This is a genomic window from Pseudoxanthomonas sp. P4_B2 (assembly GCF_056402315.1).
In genome coordinates this window covers 219,727-235,835 of record NZ_JBFUHQ010000003.1, presented here as the reverse complement: position 1 = coordinate 235,835, position 16,109 = coordinate 219,727, and the positions used below count along the sequence as shown (strand labels likewise).

Annotated in this window: 21 protein-coding genes; 12 read left to right on the top strand and 9 right to left on the bottom strand. The window is 62.0% G+C overall.

What is annotated here, in order from left to right; translation table 11 throughout:
• The 4 genes from AC1DTQ_RS09885 (at position 1) to AC1DTQ_RS09870 (ending at position 3,351) form a co-directional block, all read left to right on the top strand.
• Entirely contained in the window at positions 1 to 1,248 is a 1,248-nt protein-coding gene (locus AC1DTQ_RS09885; protein WP_477849393.1) for an MFS transporter, read from the top strand.
• Positions 1,249 to 1,298: 50 nt separating this feature from the next.
• Positions 1,299 to 2,327, top strand: coding sequence for an NADP-dependent oxidoreductase (locus AC1DTQ_RS09880; protein ID WP_477849392.1), 1,029 nt, complete (start codon positions 1,299 to 1,301; stop codon positions 2,325 to 2,327).
• Between the two features lie 297 nt (positions 2,328 to 2,624).
• The gene (locus tag AC1DTQ_RS09875; protein ID WP_477849391.1) at positions 2,625 to 2,936 is read left to right on the top strand and encodes a hypothetical protein; all 312 of its coding nucleotides are present in this window, start codon (positions 2,625 to 2,627) and stop codon (positions 2,934 to 2,936) included.
• 115 nt (positions 2,937 to 3,051) lie between these two features.
• Positions 3,052 to 3,351 carry a hypothetical protein gene (locus AC1DTQ_RS09870; protein WP_477849390.1) on the top strand — a complete coding sequence of 100 codons (300 nt, stop codon included), beginning with the start codon at positions 3,052 to 3,054 and terminating at the stop codon, positions 3,349 to 3,351.
• Between the two features lie 35 nt (positions 3,352 to 3,386).
• On the opposite strand, the gene AC1DTQ_RS09865 is transcribed toward AC1DTQ_RS09870, so the two are convergent.
• The 4 genes from AC1DTQ_RS09865 to AC1DTQ_RS09850 form a co-directional block, all read right to left on the bottom strand.
• On the bottom strand, positions 3,387 to 3,818 hold the full coding sequence (locus AC1DTQ_RS09865; protein WP_477849389.1) for a hypothetical protein: 432 nt from the start codon (positions 3,816 to 3,818) through the stop codon (positions 3,387 to 3,389).
• The gene (locus tag AC1DTQ_RS09860) at positions 3,815 to 4,147 is read right to left on the bottom strand and encodes an autorepressor SdpR family transcription factor (RefSeq protein WP_477849388.1); all 333 of its coding nucleotides are present in this window, start codon (positions 4,145 to 4,147) and stop codon (positions 3,815 to 3,817) included. The genes AC1DTQ_RS09865 and AC1DTQ_RS09860 overlap by 4 nt, the downstream gene beginning before the upstream one ends.
• A gap of 224 nt (positions 4,148 to 4,371) precedes the next feature.
• Complete coding sequence (locus tag AC1DTQ_RS09855) at positions 4,372 to 4,728, bottom strand: PDZ domain-containing protein (RefSeq protein ID WP_477849387.1); 357 nt, start codon at positions 4,726 to 4,728, stop codon at positions 4,372 to 4,374.
• Between the two features lie 68 nt (positions 4,729 to 4,796).
• Positions 4,797 to 5,408, bottom strand: a complete 612-nt coding sequence (locus tag AC1DTQ_RS09850) for a hypothetical protein (RefSeq protein ID WP_477849386.1) — start codon at positions 5,406 to 5,408, stop codon at positions 4,797 to 4,799.
• Between the two features lie 117 nt (positions 5,409 to 5,525).
• Between AC1DTQ_RS09850 and AC1DTQ_RS09845 the strand changes: the two genes are divergently transcribed.
• Positions 5,526 to 6,179, top strand: coding sequence for a TetR/AcrR family transcriptional regulator (locus AC1DTQ_RS09845; protein WP_477849385.1), 654 nt, complete (start codon positions 5,526 to 5,528; stop codon positions 6,177 to 6,179).
• Positions 6,180 to 6,194: 15 nt separating this feature from the next.
• On the opposite strand, the gene AC1DTQ_RS09840 is transcribed toward AC1DTQ_RS09845, so the two are convergent.
• On the bottom strand, positions 6,195 to 6,737 hold the full coding sequence (locus tag AC1DTQ_RS09840; RefSeq protein ID WP_477849384.1) for a hypothetical protein: 543 nt from the start codon (positions 6,735 to 6,737) through the stop codon (positions 6,195 to 6,197).
• Positions 6,738 to 7,101: 364 nt separating this feature from the next.
• On the opposite strand from AC1DTQ_RS09840, the gene AC1DTQ_RS09835 reads away from it, so the two are divergent.
• The 5 genes from AC1DTQ_RS09835 (at position 7,102) to AC1DTQ_RS09815 (ending at position 11,077) form a co-directional block, all read left to right on the top strand.
• Positions 7,102 to 7,653, top strand: a complete 552-nt coding sequence (locus AC1DTQ_RS09835; protein WP_477849383.1) for a YdeI/OmpD-associated family protein — start codon at positions 7,102 to 7,104, stop codon at positions 7,651 to 7,653.
• Between the two features lie 134 nt (positions 7,654 to 7,787).
• Positions 7,788 to 8,198 (top strand): VOC family protein, encoded by a 411-nt coding sequence (locus AC1DTQ_RS09830; RefSeq protein ID WP_477849382.1) that lies wholly within the window; start codon positions 7,788 to 7,790, stop codon positions 8,196 to 8,198.
• Positions 8,199 to 8,321: 123 nt separating this feature from the next.
• Positions 8,322 to 8,933, top strand: coding sequence for a DUF2242 domain-containing protein (locus tag AC1DTQ_RS09825; protein WP_477849381.1), 612 nt, complete (start codon positions 8,322 to 8,324; stop codon positions 8,931 to 8,933).
• A gap of 145 nt (positions 8,934 to 9,078) precedes the next feature.
• Complete coding sequence (locus AC1DTQ_RS09820) at positions 9,079 to 10,185, top strand: ABC transporter substrate-binding protein (protein ID WP_477849380.1); 1,107 nt, start codon at positions 9,079 to 9,081, stop codon at positions 10,183 to 10,185.
• Positions 10,186 to 10,423: 238 nt separating this feature from the next.
• Entirely contained in the window at positions 10,424 to 11,077 is a 654-nt protein-coding gene (locus tag AC1DTQ_RS09815) for an HAD-IA family hydrolase (RefSeq protein ID WP_477849379.1), read from the top strand.
• A gap of 119 nt (positions 11,078 to 11,196) precedes the next feature.
• Here the strand turns inward: AC1DTQ_RS09815 and AC1DTQ_RS09810 are convergent, their stop codons facing one another.
• The 4 genes from AC1DTQ_RS09810 to AC1DTQ_RS09795 form a co-directional block, all read right to left on the bottom strand.
• Positions 11,197 to 11,673, bottom strand: a complete 477-nt coding sequence (locus tag AC1DTQ_RS09810; protein ID WP_477849378.1) for an MgtC/SapB family protein — start codon at positions 11,671 to 11,673, stop codon at positions 11,197 to 11,199.
• A gap of 94 nt (positions 11,674 to 11,767) precedes the next feature.
• Positions 11,768 to 12,502 (bottom strand): class I SAM-dependent methyltransferase, encoded by a 735-nt coding sequence (locus AC1DTQ_RS09805; RefSeq protein ID WP_477849377.1) that lies wholly within the window; start codon positions 12,500 to 12,502, stop codon positions 11,768 to 11,770.
• 65 nt (positions 12,503 to 12,567) lie between these two features.
• Positions 12,568 to 13,311, bottom strand: a complete 744-nt coding sequence (locus tag AC1DTQ_RS09800) for a sulfotransferase-like domain-containing protein (RefSeq protein WP_477849376.1) — start codon at positions 13,309 to 13,311, stop codon at positions 12,568 to 12,570.
• Entirely contained in the window at positions 13,308 to 14,255 is a 948-nt protein-coding gene (locus AC1DTQ_RS09795) for an aminotransferase class IV (RefSeq protein ID WP_477849375.1), read from the bottom strand. The genes AC1DTQ_RS09800 and AC1DTQ_RS09795 overlap by 4 nt, the downstream gene beginning before the upstream one ends.
• A gap of 233 nt (positions 14,256 to 14,488) precedes the next feature.
• Here AC1DTQ_RS09795 and AC1DTQ_RS09790 point away from each other — a divergent pair, with 233 nt between their 5' ends.
• Both AC1DTQ_RS09790 and AC1DTQ_RS09785 read left to right on the top strand, forming a co-directional pair.
• On the top strand, positions 14,489 to 14,764 hold the full coding sequence (locus tag AC1DTQ_RS09790) for a hypothetical protein (protein WP_477849374.1): 276 nt from the start codon (positions 14,489 to 14,491) through the stop codon (positions 14,762 to 14,764).
• Positions 14,765 to 14,997: 233 nt separating this feature from the next.
• Positions 14,998 to 16,026, top strand: coding sequence for a GGDEF domain-containing protein (locus AC1DTQ_RS09785; RefSeq protein WP_477849372.1), 1,029 nt, complete (start codon positions 14,998 to 15,000; stop codon positions 16,024 to 16,026).
• Positions 16,027 to 16,109: the final 83 nt, after the last annotated feature.

The following is a 16,109-nucleotide window of genomic DNA, read 5'->3' as shown; positions in this document are numbered from 1 at the left end:
GTGTCCTCCACCGCCTGTTCAGAATGCCCTGATCTTCCCCTGCTTTCCGACACCATCGTCGCGCCACGCTGGACCGCCGTCGTCTCTCTGGCTTTGGGCGTGTTCGGCCTGGTCACCGCCGAATTCTTGCCGGCCAGCCTGTTGACTGCCATGGCCTCGGACCTGTCCGTGAGCGAAGGCGTGGCGGGCCAGACGGTCACCGCCACCGCGCTGATCGCCGCCATCGCCGCGCCTTCCATTCCCTTGCTGACGCGTCGCATCGATCGCAAGCACGTGATGATCGCGCTGACCTTGCTGCTGGTGCTGTCCAATGGCTTGGCGGCCATGGCCGGCAGCTTGTCCACCTTGCTCATCGCCCGGGTGATGCTGGGCGTGGCGCTGGGCGGGTTCTGGTCCATGGCGGCGGCTTTGGCCATGCGCTTGGTGCCGGAGCACCACTTCGCGCGGGCGATGTCGCTCATCCTGACCGGGGTTTCTGTCGCGACCGTCTGCGCCGCCCCGATAGGTGCCTGGATGGGCGAGCTGTGGGGGTGGCGCAGCGCATTCGTCGCCGCCGGTGCGGTCAGCGCGATCACTCTGATGGCGCAGTTGTTCTCGCTGCCGGCGCTACCGCCCAACGCCAACCCCAATCTGCGCGTGCTCGGCGAACTTTTGACGCGCCCCGCCGTGCGTATGGCGCTGCTGGCCGTGCTGTTGGTGATCTCGGCTCACTTCGCCGGCTTCACCTATATTCGTCCGTTGATGGAAAACATCGCCGGGCTGTCGGTCGGCGCCATCTCGGCCGTCCTGCTGGGTTACGGCATCGGCGGTTTCTTCGGCAACTTCGTCGGCGGTTATATCGCCGGACGCAGCGAACGCCATGCCATCGTCTTCGGCGGCACGCTGATCGCGGTGTTGGCGGCCAGCCTGCTGCTGGCGGGTCATTCGCCCGCGGTCACTGCTGTTGCGGTAGTGCTGTGGGGCTTCGCCTTCGGTGCGTTCCCGGTCGGTTTCCAGATCTGGATCGCGCGCGCCGCTCCCGATCAGGCTGAAGGCGCCGGCGGCCTGCTGGTCGCGGCATTCCAGATCGCCATCGCTACCGGCGCCATCGGTGGTGGATTGCTGGTCGACCACATCGGTGCTTCCGGAGGCCCGCTGTTCGCCGTCGTCGCGATGACGCTGGGAACGTTGCTTACGCTGCGCTACGGGCCTAACGCGGCGACGGCACAAGGCAGTGCGGTGTCGCCATCCGAACTTTCCGCCGACTGATCGACGCAAGCCGACTAATCGACTCAAGCTGATCGATGCAAGGAAAGCGCATGAACCTCGATGCCACGCTCAATCGCCGTATCCTTCTCGCGGCGCACCCGAAAGGTTTGCCGGCGCTGCAGGATTTCCAGCTCGAGACACAACCGATTCCCGAACCCGTCGACGGCCAGGTACTGCTGCGCACGTTGCACCTGTCGCTCGATCCCTACATGCGCAACCTGATGGACGAAGTCGGCCCGGGCTATGCGCCGCCGGTGCCGCTGGGCGAACCGATGGTGGGAGGCACGGTCAGCCGTATCGTCGCCTCGCGCAATCCCCGCTTCCGCGAAGGCCAGATCGTGCTTGCTAGCGCGGGATGGCAGGACTACGCACTGTCGGATGGATCCGATCTGCAATTGCTGGACGACGTGACGCAGCCGTCGCTGGCCCTGGGAGGTCTGGGGATGCCGGGCTTCACCGCCTACGTCGGCTTGCTGGTCATCGGCCAGCCTCGTCCCGGCGATACCGTGGTCGTCGCTGCCGCGACCGGTGCGGTCGGCGCCGTGGTCGGACAGTTGGCCAAGCTCAAGGGCGCTCGCGTGGTCGGGATTGCCGGTGGCGCCGACAAATGCCGTTACGCCGTGGAAGAACTGGGTTTCGACGTTTGCCTGGATCGTCGCGAAGAGCAGCTGCAGGAGCGCCTTTCTGCAGCGTGCCCCGATGGCATCGACGTGTATTTCGAAAACGTCGGCGGCGAAGTGCTGGACGCGGTGCTTCCACTGCTCAACCTGGGCGCACGCGTGCCCGTCTGCGGCTTCATCGCGCACTACAACTCATCATCGCCGTCCTCCCGCGAGGACCTGCGTCCGCAGTTGCTGGCCACCGTGTTGCAGAAGCGCGTTCGCATGCAGGGCTTCATCATCCTCGACCACTACGCCGATCGTTTCGAGGAATTCCGCCGCGACATGGGGCGGTGGCTCGACACGGGCCGGGTAAAACTGCGAGAGGACCGGGTCGACGGATTGGAGCAAGCGCCGGCCGCTTTCATTGGACTGCTCGAAGGTAGGAATTTCGGCAAGCTCATTGTGGATGTCGCCTAAAAGTGAGGAACCAAGGCGGCCGGCGCTCCAGTGCGACAGATCCGAGCGCCGTCATTGCTCCGTGAGCAAAACAAGGCCCCGCATGTTGGGGCCTTGTTTCATTTCATGTTCTGTCGATCAATCCACGCCTATGGAAAAAGAGTTCGGAGTTCAAGAAAATGGTCGTTTTGGCTATTGCCGAGTGATGAGTATTGCCTTCGGCTCAAGCTATCCTGCGAACTGATTGACGCGCCTCCCAGGCCACACCCACAATCCGCGCTATACCCCACTTTGGGGTCTATTGGTAGTTAGGCTGGGATGAACACGACCGAGGCAAACACTATCGCGTGGATCTTTCTAGCAATTTCCTTTTGGGACAAGAATCCGGTCACAAGATCGGAAATATTGCATTCCGCCGACGCCATTAACCATGCTGTTCCCCTGGAAAGCGAGTTTCAGCTCGCCATTCGATTTCTAACTCAGCACGAGTTGGTCAAAAAGAATGGGAAGTTCTTCGTAGTCACTGATTCAGGACGAGCGATTCTCGAGCCAGCGCACGATGGAGCGGGCAACATATTCGACGTCTGGAAGGCGCTCGAAGCACGCATTGCTACTTACAATGCGGCCTAATAATTCATTCAAGCCGAACCCACATCAGGGCGGCGCCTCAGTGTGCGCCTTCGGCTATATTCACACTCAGTCGCCGCCCTGATGTGCGTCGGCTTAACTCAGACGTTAGGCGGCTATGACAATTCGTGACTACTTGCGGAAACGAAGACGAATCTTCTGGGCGCTGTTCTTCGTGTGCTTGACTGGCATAATGCTTACCGGCAATCGCTGGCCATGGCTCATGCTGCTGTTCGCGGTTGCAGGCTGCGCATTAGCGGTATTCATGTACCAACGGGGCGCCGCCTGCCCGCGTTGTGGTATCGGCATTGAAGCATCGATGAGCATAAGCCCCCGCAGGTTGGCCCGCCCCATCAACTTCTGCCCCTATTGCGGCGTCCACCTCGATGAACAGGTCGCCCCCGAAGCAGCGGACTAATTCCACGGCATTGCGAGCATTCTTGGATGTCCGGCTCAGTCGCTCCGCGACGCGCGGCAGGCGACGTACTTCCACATCGAGTAGCCAAGGATGATCGTGGCGCTGGCGCCGACAACGGCCAGTGAGCCGATGAGGAAGAGATCCCGCGGCGCGAATGCCCATAGCGCGGCCCAGGCAAGGAATGCCAGCGTCATGGTCCAACCGCCGACGCGTACCGCCGCCTGCGCCAACGTCGCGTGATGGAGGGAGCGGGGAGGGGGGCCGTACAACATCTTCGGCATGGCATTGCCGTAGGTCGCGAGGGCCAGACCGATGATGACGCCGATCGCACGCTCGACCAGCTCTCCGTCGATCAATCCCTGCTTGCGGGCCAGGGAAAGCAGCAGGCCGGCCCCGATCATTACGGCCGCCAGCTTGAGGGAGAAGAAGATGTGTTTTTTGGCTTGTGTAGTGGGGTTCTCGTTCATTCGTCGACTCCTGCACGGGTTGCTTTGGGCTTGGCCTCGCCAGCGGACTCCGCTGGCGCGCGCGCTGCAGTACCGATGCCGAACAACTGGGTGAAGCCCAGCAGCGCGTCCTCCAGCACCGACAACTTCAACTGATAGAGGATGCTGGTGCCGATCTTGTTGGACTCGATCAGGTCGGCCTCGCGCAGCACCGCAAAATGCGCGGACATGGTCGGCCGCGATACCGGGAACTGTTCCGACAGTTCCCCAGCGGTCATCGGACGCTGGCGGAGCAACTCCAACACCTTGCGGCGGGTAGGGTCGGCCAGGGCTTTGAAGACGGTGTTCATTGTCGCTATTTAGCTAAACATCTAAATTAAAGTCAAGCGAAATTCTCGCGCCTGCCAAGCCATTGACACTAAAGGCTTAAATGCCGCCGGCGTCTCGCCCGCCGACCTCGACTATCTCAACCTCCGCCATGACCTGACCGCGGTCGACGAGGGCAGAACTCAAAAAAGAGGCCTGAGCCTCTTTCCTTAAAAACGTACTCCGCCCCTATTTTTGATTGCACGCTTCAGGGGCCAGCCACGATATCGATGACGAGCATGCCGTCGCGCCCCCGCTGCACCTTCAGCAGGAGGTGTTCACCTGCTTTAATGCTTGCCAGCGTTTTCTTCATCGCGGGTCCGCTGGCTCCCTTGATCGCCATTCCATTCATCTCGACGATCAGATCACCTCCCTTCAGCCCCGCCCTTTCCGAAGGGCTTCCGACCTGCACAGATACCACCTTCACTTCGGCGAGAGTCGTGCTGAAAAAGCCGTCGGTCGCCACTGCGACCCCGAAGCCCAAGCGGGGTTTAGCGAGCGCGGTGGCAGGAACGAGCAAGCCGAACAGAAGGAGCGCGTAGACGACGGAGGAGAAAGGTTTCACGTTAGGCCTTTAGGTTAGGAATGCATTGCTGCTGGGAGACGTCTGCGCACGCCGGCAGTGTGTCGGCTTCAAACGGAGGCAACCGTCTGAGAGTCAGGATTTACTTTTAGGCGAGCTACGATCCGCAAGGTCATCACCGCGACGACAAGAACTACACCTACCCAATCTTCAGGATGATCCGGCGCGTGTTTGATGAATGAGATAAGGAACTGCAGCCACAGCCAATGCGTTCCGACTACATGCAGCCGGCGCCACCAACGCATGCCAAGGACCGCTTGGGCCTTGTTGGATGAGGTCGCCGCCAGCGCGTAGATGAAAAAGTATCCAATGCTGCCCAGCACGACCATTCCCTTCGGCAATACCTGGTCGGCAAGCAACTGGCTCTGTCCCGCCAGGCTCAGAAAGGTAAACGCGTGGATCGTGTGGGAAGCAGCCAACGACAGGCCAAGATAACGGCGGTTTCCGCGCATCCAGCGCGTAAATTTGCCGGGCCAAAGCGTCGCCGCGGCAGCAGCGCCAAACGCGAGTAGAAACAGCACCGCCGAACTTCGCGCGGTCAAGCGAATGGCTGATCGCCAGGCTTGTTCCGGGTCTGGGATCAGCAACAATGTCAAAATTACCCCTGCCGCAATCAGAACGGTGGCCACCGCGATCAATTTCGGCCCGCGTACGAGTTTCATAAGGGTTGGCATGTTTTTTCTTGATGTAATCAGTGATAACATTACCAGTATAGGCTATGTAAGCGGTGATTACAATAGATCCCGCGGATTGGAATGCATTCAATACGGATCCCCCCGATGACGTCAGTGTCGCGAACCAAAAAAAAGACAACGCCCGGTGTGAAGAAGGACGAGAACGCCTATCACCACGGGAACCTGCGCGAGGCGATCGTCGCGGCCACTTTGGTCCTTGTCGAAGAGCAGGGAGTCAAGGCCGTATCGATTCGCGAGATCGCCAAACGCTTGGGCGTATCACCAGGCGCACCGTTCCGTCATTTCGCAAGCAAGAAGGCTTTGCTTACCGTTGTAGCGACCGAAGCCATGGAAAGCTTCTCTACCGCAATCCAAAAAGAAATGGATGCGTCGCCCGGCGGTACGCCCGCGGACGGATTGCGAGCTATCGGACGCGGTTACCTTCGGTGGGCGTTGAAGAACCGAGCCCAGTTCGCCATCATTTCCAATCGCGATGAGATCGAGTTTGCCAAGGGCGATCACTTATCGGAGTTGAGCGAAGGCGTCATGGAACAGATGAATCCTTTCATCCTGGGTCTGTTCCCGGACACCGACGGTAAGGATTTGGCCGCCAGGCGGCTGGCGTGCCGCGCGCTCGTCTATGGATTGGCACGAATGGCCATAGATCGGCACTACGAAGAGTGGAACATATCTCAAGCCAAAGAGTTGCAGACGGTCGAACGCGTCCTCGACCAATTTATCGAGATGGTCACCAGGTAAGCCCATAGGGCGGGCTCAAGCCGAAGTGCGATGCGCAAGGACTTCCACGAGCAGCGTCCACGTCGATCCATCATCGGTCGACTGCTCTCCGCGCCAGTGAAAGGAGTTCGCGGTGATGTCGCTGAAACTCCAGCGTCCCCGCGTCCCTTTCTCTTCGTCGCTCACCTGGACGATGCGATCGCCCTGTCGGCGGCCGATCTGAAGCGCGAAATATTGCGTCGCAGGATCCATCCAGAAAATGCGCCACGCATCGAGGTTTGGATCATAGACTCTCATAGTGGAGCCATACCAGTTTCCGGCGACCGGCAACGATGGCATATGCAGTTTTCGCAAATCGCTCTGCGGAATCATCCATACGTCCTGAACCGCTCGCCCCTCCAATACCCAGCCGGCATGGATCTCGGCACTGCCGCGATGCGGGGTGGGAGCGTCGTCGTAGGTGAGAACGTCCGCGCGCCAACTGCCTATGAGAAAGGCATACAACTTAAGAGCATCGGCATAGTCTTGCGCCGGTTTTTCGGCATGAAGCGCCGCGATGAATCGTGGATTGGTCGACATGGGATCTTCGCTGGGTTTTAGGAGTCCGCCGCGTGTCCGTCCTGCCCGGCGACGTTACTAAACCTGGTTTTCAGACACTGTGAAGATTGAATGTTTCCCTCGGGGAAAAACACGGTCGCCAGCGCTCATGACCATTCGACCGCTCATGACGACTGACGCAGGTGCGACCCTGCGCTGATGTGTTTTTTGTTCCCCTTGCCAGCTAAGCGGCCCAAGGAAAAAAGGATCATTTCGCTTGTTTCCAGGGGATGCCGTATTCAGCTGTCTTGCACACGCGGTGGCTACACTCGGGCGGACCTTGCTGCAGGGTGGGTATCGCCTTCGGCTCCATCCACCTACGAACTGTCGGTGTTATCTTTTCGCCATGGCCAAACCACTCGATCCGATCAAGTTCAAAGCGAAACTGTCGCGGCCCGTGGCGCCCAAGGGAGCGGCCTGGACCTTTCTGGTGCTGCCTGCGGCCGCAAGCAAGAAGCTGCCGACGCGGAGCATGGTCACCGTCGACGGCATGCTCGCAGGCCAGCCCTTCCAGGCCACGCTCGAGCCCGATGGCCAGGGTAGCCATTGGCTCAAGATCGACAAGCCGCTGCGCGAAGCGGCCGGCGTCGCCGCGGGCGACAGCGTCGCGCTTGAGATCGCGCCAGTGGAAAAGGAACCGGAACCCAAGGTGCCCGTCGACCTGAAGCAGGCGCTGGCTAGCAACCCCGCTGCCAAGGCGACCTGGGCCGAGATCACCCCGGTGGCGCGGCGCGACTGGATCCACTGGATCACCTCCGGCAAGAAGGCCGAGACGCGCGCTAAGCGCATCGGCGTGGCCTGCGACAAGCTTGCCTGCGGAAATCGCCGCGCCTGCTGCTTCGACCGCTCCGGCATGTACAGCAAAGGCAACATGGGCGCGCCCGAAGCGGCCGAATAAACCGGAAGAGGCGGCCGCAATCGATAAGTCCCCAGACGACGACCGTGGCTGCTAGGCGTGGCGCGCCACGCGCTTGTCGATTTCCACCGCTGCCGTTCGTCGCCGGTATATACCCACCAACCAGGACCGCACCAATGCCACGCATGATCTTCGTCAACCTTCCCGTCACCGACCTTGCCGCCTCCATGAAGTTCTACGAGGCCCTGGGTTTCCACAACAACCCCCACTTCACCGACGCCACCGCCGCCTGCATGGTCTGGAGCGATACGATCCACGTCATGCTATTGACCCACGAAAAGTGGAAGACCTTCACCACCCGCCCCATTCCGCCCAACACCTCCAGCGAAGTTTCCAACGCTCTTTCCTTCGACGACCGCGAGGCTGTGGATGCGTTCAACGCGGCCGCCGCGGCCAACGGGGGAACTGGCGATATCAATCCGATACAGGACCTCGGTTTCATGTATGGCCGCGATATAGCCGACCCCGACGGCCACGTCTGGGGAGCCTTCTGGATGGATCCGGCCGCCATTCCTACCGGCGAGTGACAAGCTAAGCAACCCATGTGAATACGGCGTCATTTCAATGGTTTTGAAGTGACGCCGTGTTCAGCTGCCTTGCACATCTGGTGGCTACACTCGGGCGGACCTGGAAAAACGGATATTTCTCTCATGTTCTCCGCCAACCTGTTCGCCCGATCCCTCACGCTCGCTTTGGTCCTGGTGGCATCGCTGACCGCCTGCGGCTCGAGCCGGATTAAAAAGGAAGAACCGGCGCCCTTGGGCGAGACCTTCGGTGCCGACGACACCTATTCGCGTAGCTATGCGGTGGCGCCGTCCACTGCGTGCGAAGCCACGCGGCGCGCTTTGTTGGGGCAGGGCTACGTGATCGGCAAGATGTCCCCTGAGGCGGTGGAGGCGATCAAGAACTTCCAGCCCCAGGCCGAGGTGCACACGCAACTCAAGGTGCTCACGACCTGTGTGCCGAAGTCCGACGGTGGTTCGATCGTCTTTATCAATGCGGTGCAGGACCTCTACGCATTGAAGTCGCAATCCAATTCGGCCAGCGTCGGCGTGAGCATGATCGGCTCTGTGTCGCTGCCGATCCCCATCGGCGCCAGCAATGCCAACCTGGTGCGGGTAGGCAGCAATACCGTGCAGAACCAGGACTTCTACCGCCGCCTATTCGACCGCGTGACGTTCTACCTGCCCGGCACCCCCGCCAACGCACCGCCCCCGCCGGAACCGGAAGGCCCGCCCGATCCGGTCACGCCAAAGCAGTGAGAAGCGGCAGAGAAAAGAACGGGGTTAGGTTTACTTATCAGGGCCGTACGCTAGGCTGGCTTTGTCATCAGCTTTGCGGAGTGCCAGGCGCTGGGTTGATAGCTCAGGATGCGACCTGAAATCTTCATCAGGAAGACGCCAACGCATGAACAAGTCGCCCTATGGAGTGAAGCGGACCGACGAATCGGCCGTGCAGATCGGCGCTCTCGTTCCGCTGACTCGGCCAGGCTGGGTCGAGGCAGGTCGACACTTGCTCGCCGGACTTGAGCTGGCCGTTCGCGAAGTCAATGACGCAGGCGGGATCGGTGGAAGACCACTCGAGCTGGTGATCCGAGACACCGCAGCTGATCCTCAGAAGGCCGCGGCAGTGGTCGATGAATTGGCCAGCTTGGGCGTGGCTGCTTTGGCGGGGGAGTATCACAGCGTCGTCGCTCGCGCCGCCGCTGCCAGGGCCGACGCCCTCGGTCTGCCATTCCTGTGCTCGTCAGCGGTTCTGGACGCGCTCACCGAACAACCGACGGAATGGGTCGCGCGCCTCTCCCCGCCGCAGTCCCGCGGCTGGCGGATCTATGCAGACTTCCTCCTCAGCCGGGGCCACAGTCGAATCGCCGTAGCAGCCGCGCCGAGTGTCTACTGGGCATCAGGGACCCGCATTCTGCGGGACCAGCTCGCTGCACGCGGCGGCACCGTCATCGAATTGGATATGAGCGCGCTGGCCCCCACGGCCGTGTGCGACAAACTCGTCGAAGCTCGCGCGACAGCCCTCCTTCTTCTGGTCGGCCAACCCGAGCCGGCAGTGTCGATCGTCAAGTCTGTCCGCCGCGACCAGCGCCTGGCCGAGATCATGATGGGTGCTCCGGCCGGGCAACCGGAGTTCGCCGAATGGGCGACGTTATTGGGCGACGACGGCACCGCGATCCCGTTCCTGCGCTATCTGCCCGAGCGCTTCGGCCCACTCGGTGCACGGATCGGGACGGCTCTCCATGAGCGGCTGGGCGAAGCGCCTTCCTTCGTCGCCTTCGAAGGCTACGACACGATCACCGTCCTCGCCGATGTGCTGCGTTCTCATGGTACGGACCGGGCGCGCATTGCCGACGCTTGGCCGCGCGTTGCAGTCGAAGGCAGCCGCGGACAGATCCGGTTCTCCCGCACGCCGGGCATCAGCGTTTGGCAATGGGCCGGGGCGCCAATCCAGATCGTTGATCGAGATCCGGTGCAACCCGATCGCTTTCGGATTCTCTACGCCAGCTGAGAGCAGCAAGCGGCTACTTACGGCTCTTCGTTCCGCACAACCCTGGGAATAGTGTTGACCATCGCCAGCCCAATCCAGAACCGCATTGAATGCGGGTGCCATGTGTTCGCAGAGAATCGAGCCAGGAGTCGGCGCAGATCGCCCGCGAACTGTGAACCTAGTAGGGGATCGTCATAGGAACTACGATGAAAATGCCTAGCTGACGGAAACTGTTGCCATCGCCAAGAGCAGAAATAGAATGCCATTCAGCAGTTATCGCGCGTTCCTCTTTGATATGGACGGAACGATACTGACTTCGATCGTGGCAGCCGAGCGGGTATGGAGTGCCTGGGCACGAAAGCACGGTATCGACCCGGCTGTGCTGCTTCCGACGATCCATGGCATGCGCGCCGAGGACTCCATCGCACGCCAGGGATTGGCGGGCATCGACATCCATCTTGAGGCGCAGGCAGTGACGGCAGCAGAGCTTGAGGACATGGAGGGTGTGGAGGCAGTCGCGGGTGCCAAGTCGTTCATCGGCTCACTGCCATCGGACAAATGGGCCGTCGTGACCTCGGCACCTCGCGAACTCGCCAGGCGGCGTATCCAGGCTGCGGGCCTTCCTATCCCCGCAGTGCTGGTGTCCGCCGAGGATGTCGCTTTAGGCAAGCCCAGTCCGGAGGGTTATGCATTGGCGGCGAGCCTATTGGGTGTTGCGCCAAGCGATTGCCTGGTGTTCGAAGATGCCCCGGCGGGCATCCTGGCAGCTGAGGCCGCGGCTGCGGAGGTGTGCGTGATTACCTCCGCTCATGCGCGTGAGGCGGATTATTCGCCCCACATGAGCATTCCCGACTATGTCTCGTTGAGGTGCGTTGAAGATCAAGGCGGGCACTTCAAGTTAATCGCAGATTGACCTCCCATCCGGGGATGTCCGCTTCGTCCGCGGTCACGCGTCACCCTTTGGCATAGCGGCTGGGTGGTTCGCCCACGTGCTGGCTGAAGGCGACACTCGAGGGACCAGCGAACTGCCACTTACTGCTCTTCGTTACGCATGATCCTGGGAATAGTGTTCACCACCGCTAGCCCAATCAACGTGGTGGCCAGGGCCATGACTTCCATGCCCATGCCGGCGGCCATGCCTACGGCAGAGACCATCCAGATGCCGGCGGCGGTGGTGAGCCCCTCGATGCGTTCGTCGCGTTCCAGTTTGATGATCGCACCCGCGCCTAGGAAACCGATGCCCGACACGATGCCTTGCATCACCCGGGTCACATCGCTCGGAGATATCCCCGACAACAGCGGCGCCATCACGAACAACGCCGACCCTATCGAGACCAGAATGTGCGTCTTGAGCCCGGCCGCACGTCCCTTGCGCTCCCGCTCAAGGCCCAACATGCCGCCCAATGCAGCGGCCGTGAGCAAGCGCACCACGATGGCGGTGGTGGTGCCTGCATCCGGCAGCGCGAACTCCTTGGCCAGCGCCTGTCCGATCTCTGCGGTCACGCTCATGCAAGCTCCCTCGATGGTGAGCGGCGCAAGCCGGTAATGCCCGCGCGATCAATAGCGGATTGTCTGCGACCCGCCGTTAGTGGTGCGTATCCATTCAGACCTTGCGGCAAACCAGCAAGACCTCATCCACCTGTGCGGTGCCGACCATGCCCGGAACCAGCGCCAGCGGCTTCTGGAAGCGCACGAAAAGTGGCAGTGTGCGGTTGTACCACCACATCGCTTGCCGACGCCGATGGGTGAGGAACCACATGCCTACATCCAGCAGCTTCGAAGACTTGGGTTGCATTCCGTAGATCGCGCTGTGCTCCAGCGTAAGGCCGTGCGCACGGAGCTTGGCCAACAGGTGTTCCGGTTCGTACCGGCGGTAGTGGCCAACGAAGTCGTCGAACGCCGTCCAACTGGCCGGGTGCAGCGGTGCCGACAACAGCACCGCCGCGCCAGGTTTGGCCACGCGGGCAAGCTCGGTAAGCGCACCTTCGTCATCTACCACGTGTTCGATGATATCCAGCGCGCAGACGGCATCGAAGGTCGCGTCCGGGAACGGTAGCGCGGTCACGTGGCCTTGCAAGGCATTGGCGCCGCCGGCTTGCAGGCGCTGCAGCGCTGGCGCACTGATGTCCACGAAGTGGGTGCCCTTAAGCGGGAATCGCGGTCGCAGGCCGGGCGCTACTTCGAGCCGCTGCGTAGCGCCGGCGATCAGCCGCATGACCAGTGGCCAGGTATTGAAACGCTGGGGTTCGGTCAGCTGCGCGCCGCGCCACAGCCCATCGTAGAAGCGGCGATTGCGCTCGACCAGCTCATGCTCGGCATGCAGTGAAGGGGTTGGCATGCGCACAGCATAGACCTGCTGCGGGTTTCGCCGGGTGAAGCTGACAAACCGGCGGCGCTCCATCGCTAACCCACCCGCATCCGCAACCCATGCAAGCGTTCGAAATGCGGCCGGCATTCCTCCGCGACCTCCGCTGCCGCACCCGACAGACTGATCTCCTTTTCCACCGGCGCTTCAAAGCCCGTGGACTCCCACACATGCGCGTACCAGTGCGGCGCCCAGATACCGTCGCTGTCGCGCGGTCCTGACGGCCAATGCAGCATGCGCTCGGTGAAGGCGATGCCCAGCCAATCGCAGAGCGCACGCAGGTGCGGCTCCGGCGCGCGCAGGAAATCGCCCGCATCCAGGATCGGCGGCGGCGAACCGGCCGCGCACAGCTCGTCGTACAGCGCCACCTGCTGCGGCAAACCGATATCGTCGGCAGTGACTGTCGCGCGCGACTTCACGTAAGACGCCACCACTTCGCGCGGATCGCGGATCAACAGCACATTGCGCAGCCCCGCGATCCATTCGCGGTCCATGTGCGGCAACAGATGGTGGGTCATGTGTTTCTGGTACCACACCGCAGAACCGCCGGGTGCCGGACCTAACAGCGAATCCACCACCCGCCTCCAATCGGTGTCGCCGTCGGCGATCACCTCCTCGCGCGCCGGATGATCCAAACCGGTCTGGTCCAGATAGTGCGCGTACAGCGGCTCGTCGCTGACCGCGCAGTCGCCGCGATTCTCCCAGGCCCGCATCATCGCTGTGGAAATATTGCGCGGCCCCGACCACATCGCCACGCGCACCGCTTCCACGGGCGCGCTCATGTCGGACGCACGCGCCGAGCCGCGTCCGCCGCCGCGAATGCCCGATACAAGGACTGCAGGCGCTGCACCATCGGCCCGCGCGCATCGTCGCCACGCGGCGCCTCGCCGATGCTGCGATGGTCGACCGTGTGCACCGGCACCACGCCGCCGAAGGTACCGGTGACGAAGGCCTCGTCGGCGCCGTACACATCGGTAAGGCTGAACGACTTTTCGAACACCGGAATGCCGTTGTCGCGGCACAGGGTGATGACGTTGGCGCGGGTGATGCCGCCCAGGCAGTACTGGCCGGTGGAGGTCCACACCTCACCCTTGCGCACGATAAAGAAGTGGGTGGAATTACAGGTGGCGACGAAGCCGTGCGGGTCCAGCATCAGCGCCTCGTCCGCGCCCGCGCCATAGGCCTGGATGCAGGCGGTGATGCAGTTGAGCTTGCTGTGCGAGTTGAGCTTGGGGTCCTGCACGTCCGGATAACCGCGGCGCACATGCACGGTGTGCAGCGACAGGCCGCGCGCGGCGGTGTCGGTGGAGGCGGTCTTGTATTCGGGAATGATGACCACGGTGGCCGGACCCACGGTGACGCGCGGGTCCTGATAGGGCGTGCTCTTCACCCCGCGGGTGACCATCAGCCGTACGTGCACGCCATCGCCGTGCATGCCGTTGGCGTCCAGGGCGGCATACAGGGCGCGGGTCAATTGCTCGCGGCTCAGGCCGATATCCAGCAGGATCGCCTTGGCGCCTTCGTACAGGCGGTCCAGGTGCGCTTCCAGGAATAGCGGATGCCCGCTCATCACGCGGAAGCCTTCCCATACTCCGTCTCCCAGCACGAAGCCGCTGTCGAACACCGACACCATCGCCTCGCTGCGGTGCTTCATCACGCCGTTGATGGAAATCAGGATGTCGGCGTTGCGTGGATCGTCGGCCGAATGCTGGGTGCCCTGGGTCATGCGCGGTTTCTCCGTTGTCGTGATGTGGCCTGGGTAGAGCGTAGCGAAACCCGGGGCCTTTTGACATGAAGCGAAAAGCCCCGGGTTGAGCAGCTTCGCTGTTGGGAGCCGCTGCGCTCTGCCCGGGCTACCGTTCCTGGTAGTCCCGTCGTCGTCGGTTCCTTCGTGACAGTGCCGTTCATCCTTGCGAGGTAGCATTCCCAAGTGCCGTCTTTCTCACCGAGGAGTTCGCCATGTCCGAGGAAAATCCCAAGACCCCGCTCGATCACGTTGCCGATACGCTGTCGCAACTCAAGGAGATGCGGCATTACTCCAAGAACAACGTTGAATTGCTGACCACGCAATGGCTGATGTTCGATGGCGAGCTTTCCAAACTGAAGCAGGCCGGCAAGATCGAAAACCTGATGATGCGCCAGAGCGAATTCCACGACGCCTTGGAAACCGTCATCGCCGAGCTGGAGGAAGTGAAGACGGAGCTGCAGCCCCCGCCGGATGCGCAGGAAGGGTGACGAGAAGCCGCCGGCTTGCGTGCGGCCCGATTTCGCAGTCTGGGTAGGTCATAGGTCGACTTGTTGGCAAGCCCGGCTGTCGATAAGCTCCGGTGGAATCAGGGGGTTGCGCTCCGTTCGCCTGGGTGTGGAGGGGTTCACTGCCAGGCAACCCTGTGCCCACTAGCATTGATCCGCTCCCTAATGGACGCGTCCTGGCACCCGCCTGCGCCGCATGCAGAGGATTGAACGCCTTGCTCAAACGGCTACAGCGTAATTCCCAACTCGGCATCATCGTTCTGTTGGGCCTGACCACCGCTTTCACGCTCGCGCTCTTCGCCGTCTACCGCGCCCTGCATGGACAGTGGGCCGCCGCGTTCGTCGACTCCAGCATCGTCGTGCTGATCTGCGCACCGGTGTTCCATGCCATGCGTACCGGCAATTCCGCCGGCCCGGGCGCGTTCATGTGCATCACCAACAGCCTGGGCTGCGCCGTCGCCTGCTACGTCATCGGGCCTGCGTCGCTGCCCTGGGTGTACCTGGTGCTGATGACCAACTTCTTCATCGCCGGTTCGCGCCAGGCCCTGTCTTTCAACCTGCTGCTGACCTTTTCCCTGTTGCTGATGCCGCACATGTTCGCAGTGCCGATCGACCGCATCATCGCCGCCGCCGCCGCCGCACTGGTCACCTTGTTCGCCTACCTGTTCGCTCTGCGCGTCAGCAGCGACCATCAGGTGCTGGAACAGTTGGCCTCGTTGGACGCGCTGACCGGCCTTCCGAACCGACGCATGATGGAATCGGCGCTCGAGGAAGCCGTGGCGCTGCAGCGTATCGGCAAGCGCAACCACGGCTTGTTGATCGCGGACATCGATCACTTCAAGGAAGTCAACGACACCCACGGCCATGCGGCGGGCGATGCCGCTATCGCCGATCTGGCCGCTATTCTCAAGTTCGAAATGCGCAGGCACGACAAGGTCTTCCGCTTCGGCGGCGAAGAGTTCGTGGTGCTGCTGGAAGTCGACAGCCATGAAGACCTACGGGCCGCCGGCGAGCGCCTGCGTCAGGCGGTGCGCAGCGCGCTGCGCGGACCCGGCGGCAGAATCACGATATCGCTGGGCGGCGCGATGGTCGGCGAGGAAGTGCGCTGGCAGGAATGGTTTTCGCTGGCCGACGGAGCGCTGTACCAGGCCAAGAACAAAGGCCGCGACAGTTCGGTGATCGCCGGCCTCGCGGCGCCCGACCGCGAACGGGAAACCCAATCGGCGCCGGAGCAAGTACCCTGATACCCGCCAGACCCACCCGACCACGAGGCAATCGATGAAGAATTTCCTTTCTCCGCCAGCAACGGCAATGCTGGCCGTACTCA

Coding starts and splice junctions, on each gene's coding strand:
- AC1DTQ_RS09880 (WP_477849392.1), top strand. CDS start 1,299: ATGAACCTCGATGCCACGCTCAATCGCCGTATCCTTCTCGCGGCGCAC.
- AC1DTQ_RS09875 (WP_477849391.1), top strand. CDS start 2,625: ATGAACACGACCGAGGCAAACACTATCGCGTGGATCTTTCTAGCAATT.
- AC1DTQ_RS09870 (WP_477849390.1), top strand. CDS start 3,052: ATGACAATTCGTGACTACTTGCGGAAACGAAGACGAATCTTCTGGGCG.
- AC1DTQ_RS09865 (WP_477849389.1), bottom strand. CDS start 3,818: ATGAACGAGAACCCCACTACACAAGCCAAAAAACACATCTTCTTCTCC.
- AC1DTQ_RS09860 (WP_477849388.1), bottom strand. CDS start 4,147: ATGAACACCGTCTTCAAAGCCCTGGCCGACCCTACCCGCCGCAAGGTG.
- AC1DTQ_RS09850 (WP_477849386.1), bottom strand. CDS start 5,408: ATGAAACTCGTACGCGGGCCGAAATTGATCGCGGTGGCCACCGTTCTG.
- AC1DTQ_RS09845 (WP_477849385.1), top strand. CDS start 5,526: ATGACGTCAGTGTCGCGAACCAAAAAAAAGACAACGCCCGGTGTGAAG.
- AC1DTQ_RS09840 (WP_477849384.1), bottom strand. CDS start 6,737: ATGTCGACCAATCCACGATTCATCGCGGCGCTTCATGCCGAAAAACCG.
- AC1DTQ_RS09835 (WP_477849383.1), top strand. CDS start 7,102: ATGGCCAAACCACTCGATCCGATCAAGTTCAAAGCGAAACTGTCGCGG.
- AC1DTQ_RS09830 (WP_477849382.1), top strand. CDS start 7,788: ATGCCACGCATGATCTTCGTCAACCTTCCCGTCACCGACCTTGCCGCC.
- AC1DTQ_RS09825 (WP_477849381.1), top strand. CDS start 8,322: ATGTTCTCCGCCAACCTGTTCGCCCGATCCCTCACGCTCGCTTTGGTC.
- AC1DTQ_RS09820 (WP_477849380.1), top strand. CDS start 9,079: ATGAACAAGTCGCCCTATGGAGTGAAGCGGACCGACGAATCGGCCGTG.
- AC1DTQ_RS09815 (WP_477849379.1), top strand. CDS start 10,424: ATGCCATTCAGCAGTTATCGCGCGTTCCTCTTTGATATGGACGGAACG.
- AC1DTQ_RS09810 (WP_477849378.1), bottom strand. CDS start 11,673: ATGAGCGTGACCGCAGAGATCGGACAGGCGCTGGCCAAGGAGTTCGCG.
- AC1DTQ_RS09805 (WP_477849377.1), bottom strand. CDS start 12,502: ATGCCAACCCCTTCACTGCATGCCGAGCATGAGCTGGTCGAGCGCAAT.
- AC1DTQ_RS09800 (WP_477849376.1), bottom strand. CDS start 13,311: ATGAGCGCGCCCGTGGAAGCGGTGCGCGTGGCGATGTGGTCGGGGCCG.
- AC1DTQ_RS09795 (WP_477849375.1), bottom strand. CDS start 14,255: ATGACCCAGGGCACCCAGCATTCGGCCGACGATCCACGCAACGCCGAC.
- AC1DTQ_RS09790 (WP_477849374.1), top strand. CDS start 14,489: ATGTCCGAGGAAAATCCCAAGACCCCGCTCGATCACGTTGCCGATACG.